The organism is Enterobacter sp. PL_is514, assembly GCF_055816715.1.
The window spans coordinates 1-7,246 of sequence record NZ_JBVPGN010000018.1 but is presented as its reverse complement, the minus strand read 5'-3'; the positions used below and the strand labels follow the sequence as shown (position 1 = coordinate 7,246).

The 7,246-nt window shown below is 45.3% G+C and carries 9 protein-coding genes; all 9 read right to left on the bottom strand.

What is annotated here, in order from left to right; all coding sequences use genetic code 11:
- Positions 1-321, bottom strand: a 321-nt coding sequence (locus AC0TNG_RS00335) for a contractile injection system protein, VgrG/Pvc8 family (RefSeq protein WP_237764646.1), incomplete at its 3' end; no start/stop codon positions are given.
- 157 nt (positions 322-478) lie between these two features.
- Positions 479-1,579, bottom strand: a complete 1,101-nt coding sequence (gene tri1, locus AC0TNG_RS00330; RefSeq protein ID WP_473712412.1) for an ADP-ribosylarginine hydrolase Tri1 — start codon at positions 1,577-1,579, stop codon at positions 479-481.
- Positions 1,580-1,617: 38 nt separating this feature from the next.
- A complete protein-coding gene (locus AC0TNG_RS00325) occupies positions 1,618-1,998 on the bottom strand; it encodes an immunity protein Tsi6 family protein (RefSeq protein ID WP_463727440.1) in 381 nt (126 codons plus the stop codon).
- Between the two features lie 80 nt (positions 1,999-2,078).
- Positions 2,079-3,146, bottom strand: coding sequence for an ADP-ribosylarginine hydrolase Tri1 (gene tri1, locus AC0TNG_RS00320; protein ID WP_048992425.1), 1,068 nt, complete (start codon positions 3,144-3,146; stop codon positions 2,079-2,081).
- Between the two features lie 25 nt (positions 3,147-3,171).
- Complete coding sequence (locus AC0TNG_RS00315) at positions 3,172-3,522, bottom strand: immunity protein Tsi6 family protein (protein ID WP_061716465.1); 351 nt, start codon at positions 3,520-3,522, stop codon at positions 3,172-3,174.
- A 253-nt stretch (positions 3,523-3,775) separates the two neighbouring features.
- A complete protein-coding gene (locus AC0TNG_RS00310) occupies positions 3,776-4,849 on the bottom strand; it encodes a hypothetical protein (protein WP_473712413.1) in 1,074 nt (357 codons plus the stop codon).
- Between the two features lie 22 nt (positions 4,850-4,871).
- Positions 4,872-5,306, bottom strand: a complete 435-nt coding sequence (locus AC0TNG_RS00305) for a hypothetical protein (RefSeq protein WP_073961692.1) — start codon at positions 5,304-5,306, stop codon at positions 4,872-4,874.
- 24 nt (positions 5,307-5,330) lie between these two features.
- Positions 5,331-6,386: a PAAR domain-containing protein gene (locus AC0TNG_RS00300; protein ID WP_473712414.1), complete on the bottom strand. Its 1,056-nt coding sequence runs from the start codon at positions 6,384-6,386 to the stop codon at positions 5,331-5,333.
- Between the two features lie 22 nt (positions 6,387-6,408).
- On the bottom strand, positions 6,409-7,246 hold an 838-nt coding region (locus AC0TNG_RS00295; protein WP_473723527.1), incomplete at its 5' end, for a type VI secretion system Vgr family protein.

Genomic DNA, 7,246 nt, shown 5'->3' with positions numbered 1-7,246 from the left:
ACGCAGGTTACGGTCGCGCTTCATCGGCCACAGGTCAGGCTCCACCGTCAGCTGGTACACCGCATAGCGGGTGCCCGTCAGCTCAACGGCGCTGACCGCCACGCGGGTAATCTTGCCGTTAATATAGCGGGACGTCAGCAGGCTCTGCGTCGGGATGGTCACCGTGACCGGCTGGCCCAGCAGCTTACTGCGGTCGATGCGCGCGTCCGTGCCGAGCACGGTCAGCGTCAGCGCGAACGACTCGGACATCGCCTCGCGGCCCGTCAGTTTCCAGAACAGAAGCCCCTCCACCGGGAGCTGAACGGTAATTCGGTTGAGCATAATCTTTATTCCACTATGGACTAATCTCAGTGCCAGAAGTTAACTCATTTCAATACGCAAAGCGTAAACGCTGCTGGTTTGATAATGAGTAGCTGTAAGATTGACTTCTCATGCCACAAAAAAACAACTTTTCCTGAATTTTCATCGAGATAAACAGTTACAAGAAAGTGTCTTCAGGGGCTCTATCGAACAATTCACCAGCCATTTTGGCGATACGTTCATGTTGTACGAGTTTATTTTTCCACTCCTGCGGAATAGCGGAATAACCATATAATGCTCCCGCTATTTGTCCCGCCGTCGCCGCAACGCTGTCAGCATCATCGGCAAGGTTGGCTGCCAGCAGAATGGCATCACGGAAATTATCCGTTTTCCATACGGACCACATCGCGGCCTCAAGCGTATCGATAACGTAACCGCTTGAACGAATCTGATCGCGAGTTTTTTGCTTATACTCACCCGCGTTAATGATCATTACACGTGGCTGAAGCGGCATAACGTGTGGTGTAAAAACAAAATCTTTATTGCTACCGTTAATCATATGCACAAGCAAAAAACTTAAATACTGCGTGCTATTTATTGCTTCCGCGGCACCGTGTGTTGCGATACATTGTTTTTTAGCTTCATAAAACGCTTTGCTTAATGATTTTCTAAAAAAAATAGAGACAGGTGCTTGTCTGATCATGGAAGCATTACCGGCAGTTTCTGGCGAAGTATTACCGTTCCACCCAGGACCAACTATTAAATATTGTTCTAAAGCAAATCGAGTTGTATTGCCTATATCAAAACAGACGCCATTTGAACTGTTATAACCATGCTGATACCATTCCAGAAGCTTATTCCTGAAGCATATAGTATCAGCATCACCCTTCTCAAGGAGCGTTTCCGCAAGACATAACGCCATGGATGTATCATCCGTCCATTCGCCGGCACGAAGTCGAAATGGCCCACCACCTGTCATATCTTTGACGAGTGCTTTGTCACGAGGTAAAAATTCGAGCGTCGTACCTACAGCATCTCCAACAGCAAGACCAATAAGCGTACCTACCGCACGATCCCGTGATTGCGCTAGTGAGATATTACATGGTGGTGTTAAATCCCATTGTTTTTGTACATCACTATTTGAGGATGATTCTAATGGCTTATTATCATACGTATACTGCATCCTTCGCTGGACTGAAGGTCTGCTAATGGGTAAGTATTTACGATATCTATCAACATATTTTAACAAGGCATTTAAATCAGCATGTAAGTCAATCACCTTTCACCCATAATAAAAAATATTATTCATATGAAATACTAAAATTCATCAGGGTATTTCTTCATGAGGTTTTGTTTCTTTTTATTATAGTTGGTATCGACCTCATGCGGCAGCCTAACCTTTAACCCTCGGCGGATTTGATCCACAATAAACCAGGCCTCTGACAACCTTTCAAAAAACAACTCATCAGAATGATCAAACTCCTTCCCTGCATACATACCGAACGTCATATCCCATAATTTCGCTCTATCCTTTTCCTTGCCTTCGATTAAATCCCGTAGAAATAATAATTGTTGTACAATAGAGTCGTACATTTGCAACAGCGGGGATTGGGGATCACGATTCTTGACGTCTGCATATCTTTTCTGTGCTAAAGTTAATGCTCTATCAACGTAACCAAACATTGTCATTTCATTCATTGCAGTAGATTCAGTTAACTAAAAATTCCATACCTGATCGCAAGTCATCATATGCCCTCGCTTACCCTTGGTAATTCTAACTATAAAAAATTATCCTCAGGTGCTCTATCGAATAGTTTACCCGCCATTGTGGCAATACGTTCGTGTTGTACGAGTTTATCTTTCCAGTCCTGCGGGATAGCGGAATAACCATACAACGCCCCCGCTATTTGTCCCGCCGTCGCCGCGACGCTGTCAGCATCATCGGCAAGATTGGCAGCCAGCAGAATCGCATCACGGAAATTGTCAGTATTCCATACGGACCACATCGCGGCCTCAAGCGTATCGATAACATAACCACTTGAACGAATCTGATCGCGAGTTTTCTGCTTATACTCACCCGCGTTTATGATCATTACACGCGCGCATAATGGGAAAACATGAGGCGAAAAAGCTTCGTCTTTTTGATAACCGTTAATTAAATAGTGCAATACTAATCCGAGGAATTGGCATGCATTAATTGACTCTACTGCACCATGAGTTGCTCGACTCTGAGCCTGGGATTCGAAGTAAATCGCACGCAGCGATTTTCGACGGAAGATAGACACCGGAGCTTGACGAATAACCCCAGCATTACCAGCCGTGTGCTTTTCTGTATTACCATACCAGGAAGGTCCGACAAGCATATACTGTTCAAGCGCGAATCGCGTCGTTTTACCGATATCAAAACAACGACCATTACTGCTGTTCTCCCCATTGAGATACCATTTCAGGAGATATTTTCTAAGTACATCGGTATGCATTCTGTTTTCTGAAAGATAAGTTTCTGCCAGACATAATGCCATAGACGTATCATCTGTCCATTCACCGGGTTTTAATTCAAAGGGCCCGCCACCAATCATATCCACTACATGTTCACTATCTCTGCGTTTAAATTCAAGAGTAGTGCCAACTGCATCGCCAACAGCCAAACCCACTAACGCCCCAAGTGCTTTATCGCGTGAAACATCTTCATTTGTGATTAAAGGTAATGTTTCATCCCATACATGAGAGGAATTTGAATCATCAATGCTGCTTCTTATTACCTTACGAACATTAACAGGCATGTAGTTATTATAACGATCGGCATAATGATTAATTACTGAGTCTTCGCTGTAAAGATCTATCATCCCGCACCCTTTAATCAAACGTTGTTTACCACTTGCGATACCGTCTTTGCCTTTTCAAATACTCAACGTCTTGCTCATGAGGGAGAATAAACTTCAATCCTTTTCCCATTTGCGAAGCTATATAATTAACATTGGACAAATGCTGAGCAAGTTCTGCATCGGTTGTATCAAACTCTTTTGACGCAAGCACTCCAAGATTTAATTTGTGCAATTTACTTTTATCTTTCTCAGACCCCGTTAGAATAGACTTAATATAGTCCAACTGATTCTTTGCCATAGCATATAAAGAAAATGTAGGATTTTCTTCTAATCGATGATTAATTGCATCAATAGCATCATTGATATAATCCAGCGCGGTGTAATTTTCTTTACTCATGAGTCACCTCAAATACTGCCCTGGCGTGCCGTTAACATAGCGGGATGTCAGTTTTCAGAACAGAATATCCACTCCCGCGAGCTGAACGATAGTTCAGCTGAGCATGATTTTTTATTCCACGATGATCTGATCTCAGTGCCTGAAGTTAACTAATCCTCAGAACGAAGGCGGTTATGATATTGTCTCTGTGAAACAAAAATAAAACCACATTTCTGTGGTTTTATTTAGATGGTCATGAATTAACTTTGTCAGCTCATCGTTTTTCTATGCGAAACGTAGAAAGAATGATTTCCATGCATCGTTTATTGGCTTCGTAATAATAATCCTGATGATTACGATGAGGCCCAACCACCTCAACGTAACACCACAAATCATTAATTTTAAAGATACGCATATCGTAATAAGCCCTGATATTCTCAGCAGCACTGACTACCTCTCCCGTACAGCTATAAAGATCGCCTGTAAACGTGGGATTGATATCATTTGGGATGCTGGCAATGTCCGATGTCGTAAGAGAGACCGCACTATCGTGGCGGTTAAAGCGCGCAGTAGCTTCATCGAAAATAGCCTGCGCAGCGGGATAATCAGCCTGACGGAAAAGACAGAAATTAATCACTCCATGGTTGACGTTACCTATTGTGTGTTCAATTACCAGACGATTATCATCCAGCGTATTCACCTGCCATGAATCCGGAATTTTAAATCCACTGTCATTTTTGTTGCTAAGGCTGACTGTTTTCAACAGTTCTGAAAGCATCAAATTGCTGCGATGCAGTAAATCCCAGTTGATAGCAATCAGGAAAATAGTATCGGCAATCGTGTTGTAATCCTTCGACGCACAAGCCGTTTTCAAAAGGAAGTAATTTCCCCCACCATTTACAGGATTATAATCCTTCTGCACCGTATATCGTGAAACGACCTCATCACCCGATGGCATCGTTTTAATGGACAGGATATCCGCAAACTTCCCGCTTCCTGAAGGATGAGTAATTATCCTTTGGCTCAGTACTTTCTCACCCATTAAATCGAGCTTATTGATAAGCCAGTCTGACGCATTCATCTCCCACTGACAGTGTTCATATGCAGCCCAGACTTCAATATAGGGGCCGGTCTCATCGGCGATGTATCGTCCGATATTCGTCAGCCCAACCTCCTGAAACGTGATCGGCTTTAACTCTGCTGGCTTAACATTCTGGGGTAACAATAGCCAGTAATGAAGCATCTCTTTTTCTGCAGAGGTATAGAGACATTTCCAGAAATTTTCCCGAATCTCTTTTTCCTGATCCTTTATCTCAAGAGGAAAAAAATATTGTTTTTCAGTAACCATAATGCAACCTCACTCGTCGCGCTTACTTAAGCCATAAACCCGAAAACATAAGGAAGCTTCCGAGGGTAATTAAGCTTTTAGCAAAGATAAGTAAGCCAGGCGCCACGGCACGTGTCATAGACGATAATTTTTCATAATTTTCCGCGTTGTATCTTTTGTGCCCCCCCATAATCCCGGAAAATAACGTGCAGAGCAGCACTACTGTGATCTTTAATCCCCAAACACACAGGAAAGACATGGATAAGATAATCGAATAATGCTTGGCCGTTGCGACGGAAAATAATGACATTGACTGAGCAAGCCATTTCAACGTAAAGCCAATGACGACCGTAGCCACTAACACCAGAACGAACATTAACCCCGCAAGGAGCCACTGCTTTTTGTTAAATAAATCTTTTCCATTCCAGATAAGCGCTAGCGTCCAAATCATAAAGAGAATAAAGAAAAACCAATGCATCACAACGTTCCCCATTTACACATTTTAATCTCCTATCAGGACTGTAACACAGCCAGTCTTAATCACACCATCGCCACTGCCCGCCGCTGGGGACGGCTTACTTTCATCATCGTCATAAATCCAGTCAAGGATCGGTTTGAGAGCAAATTTGATACTGGCATCTCCTCCCAGACCGAGCGCCGCTGCAAGCTCACCGGACACCTTAAGGTTAAATGAATAATCAGTGCTATCAATCCAGGTTCCCACGCCTGCAGAAGCGCCAGCGCTCCCTGCACTCCCTGAAAGTTTGCCATCGGCAACGACTACGCCATAAAAATCGGCTTTAGCCGTCGCCTCTCCTTTGACCGCCGCGGCTTCTGCGCCAAGTTCAACATTAAAACCATAACGCCCTTTATTTCCGTCATATAGTTCACTGACGGCCTTCGCTTCAGCGGTTGCCAGATATACATCCCCACCGACGCCGCCGTATTGTTGCCCTTCTTTTCCAATGCTTCCCGAGGCGCCATATTGTATCGCGGTGGCGTTTGCATTGAGATTAATCGCCCCGTAATCAGCTCGATCGGTCACTAACGTGCCGCTAGCAGTCGCCACCCCTACTTTAGTACGTACCTCGCCTTTATATTTATCCTGGCTTTTTGCATTCCCGACCGTGATATCGGCAAGTGCGAATCCGGCTGAAGCCGTATCAGGTTTTCCAAAGCCGGATTTATCTTCAAGGCTTGCATAGGCGCCAAGCACACGGGCGTCGTAAACATCACCATGTATAGCACCATCTTTACCCGCATCCTTCGCCGCCGTACCGCCCCAGTATTGCGGAGGTGCGGGTTGAGTGGATGCGACCGCAGGGGTCGCTGAGGTATTGCAACCCGTCTTGTCACCTTCCCTGGCGAGAGGCAAACCGTTCACAAATACCGTTGTTGAACCACTGAGAATACTTCCCTGACCATGTTGGGAGCATGAAAGCGGGTCGCCTTTTCGTGCTGCCGGAAATCCGCCAATAATTACGTTGGGACTTCCGCTTTGAATTGGGCCAGTATGTGCGCTGGAATCAATGCGCGCTCTGGCGGCTGGTTTTCCCATAATAGCGTTCTCTGTACGCAGATTAACTGTTAACTTTTACAATCGCGCCCTTAATATCGGTAAGGTTAGTTCCCGTTATACTCACCGTATCATTTGCCTTGAGCTCGGTATTGATCCCATCACCTAGTTTTGTAAGCTCATCACCTTTGAAGATGGCTTGTTCCACAGCCTCTGCTTTGAGGTTGCCCTGGCCTACGTGAATCTCAATGGTATCCGGGGCGATCAGAATATAGTTGTCTTTAACTTTGAGTTTAATCGTGGTCACAGATTCCAGCAGCGCGTTACCTTCTTTATCCATGGTCAAGACGGTTTGATCTTTCCCAACGTTTATAACGTGCTTGTTACCAATATTATGCGTTTCATTATTACCTACATCTGATTTCAGGTTCCGCTTAATCGTAATATTCTCATCCTGTCCGATGGTTTTTCTACGATCGACACCGACATCATGAGTTTCAGAATTTTCAATATCCGTATCCATATTTTTTTCTGCATGGATCCAGATCTGCTCGTGCCCAGCTTTATCTTCAAAACGGAGAATATTGGCATTGTCTTTATGGCCATCTTTGCTGCGGCTATAAAAGCCCATCTGCGTCGCCGCAGCCGGCAGCGCCCACGGCGGCATGCTCGCGTCGTTGTACACGCGCCCGGTAATGATCGGACGGTCCGGGTCGCCGTTGATAAAGTCCACCACCACCTCATCGCCGACGCGCGGGATTTGCACCCCGCCGTAGCCCTGGCCCGCCCACGCGCTCGACACGCGCACCCAGCAGGAGCTGGTGTCATCGCCCTTCGCCAGACGGTCCCAGTGGAACTTCACCTTCACCCGACCGTATTTGTCCGTCCAGATACTCTCCCCG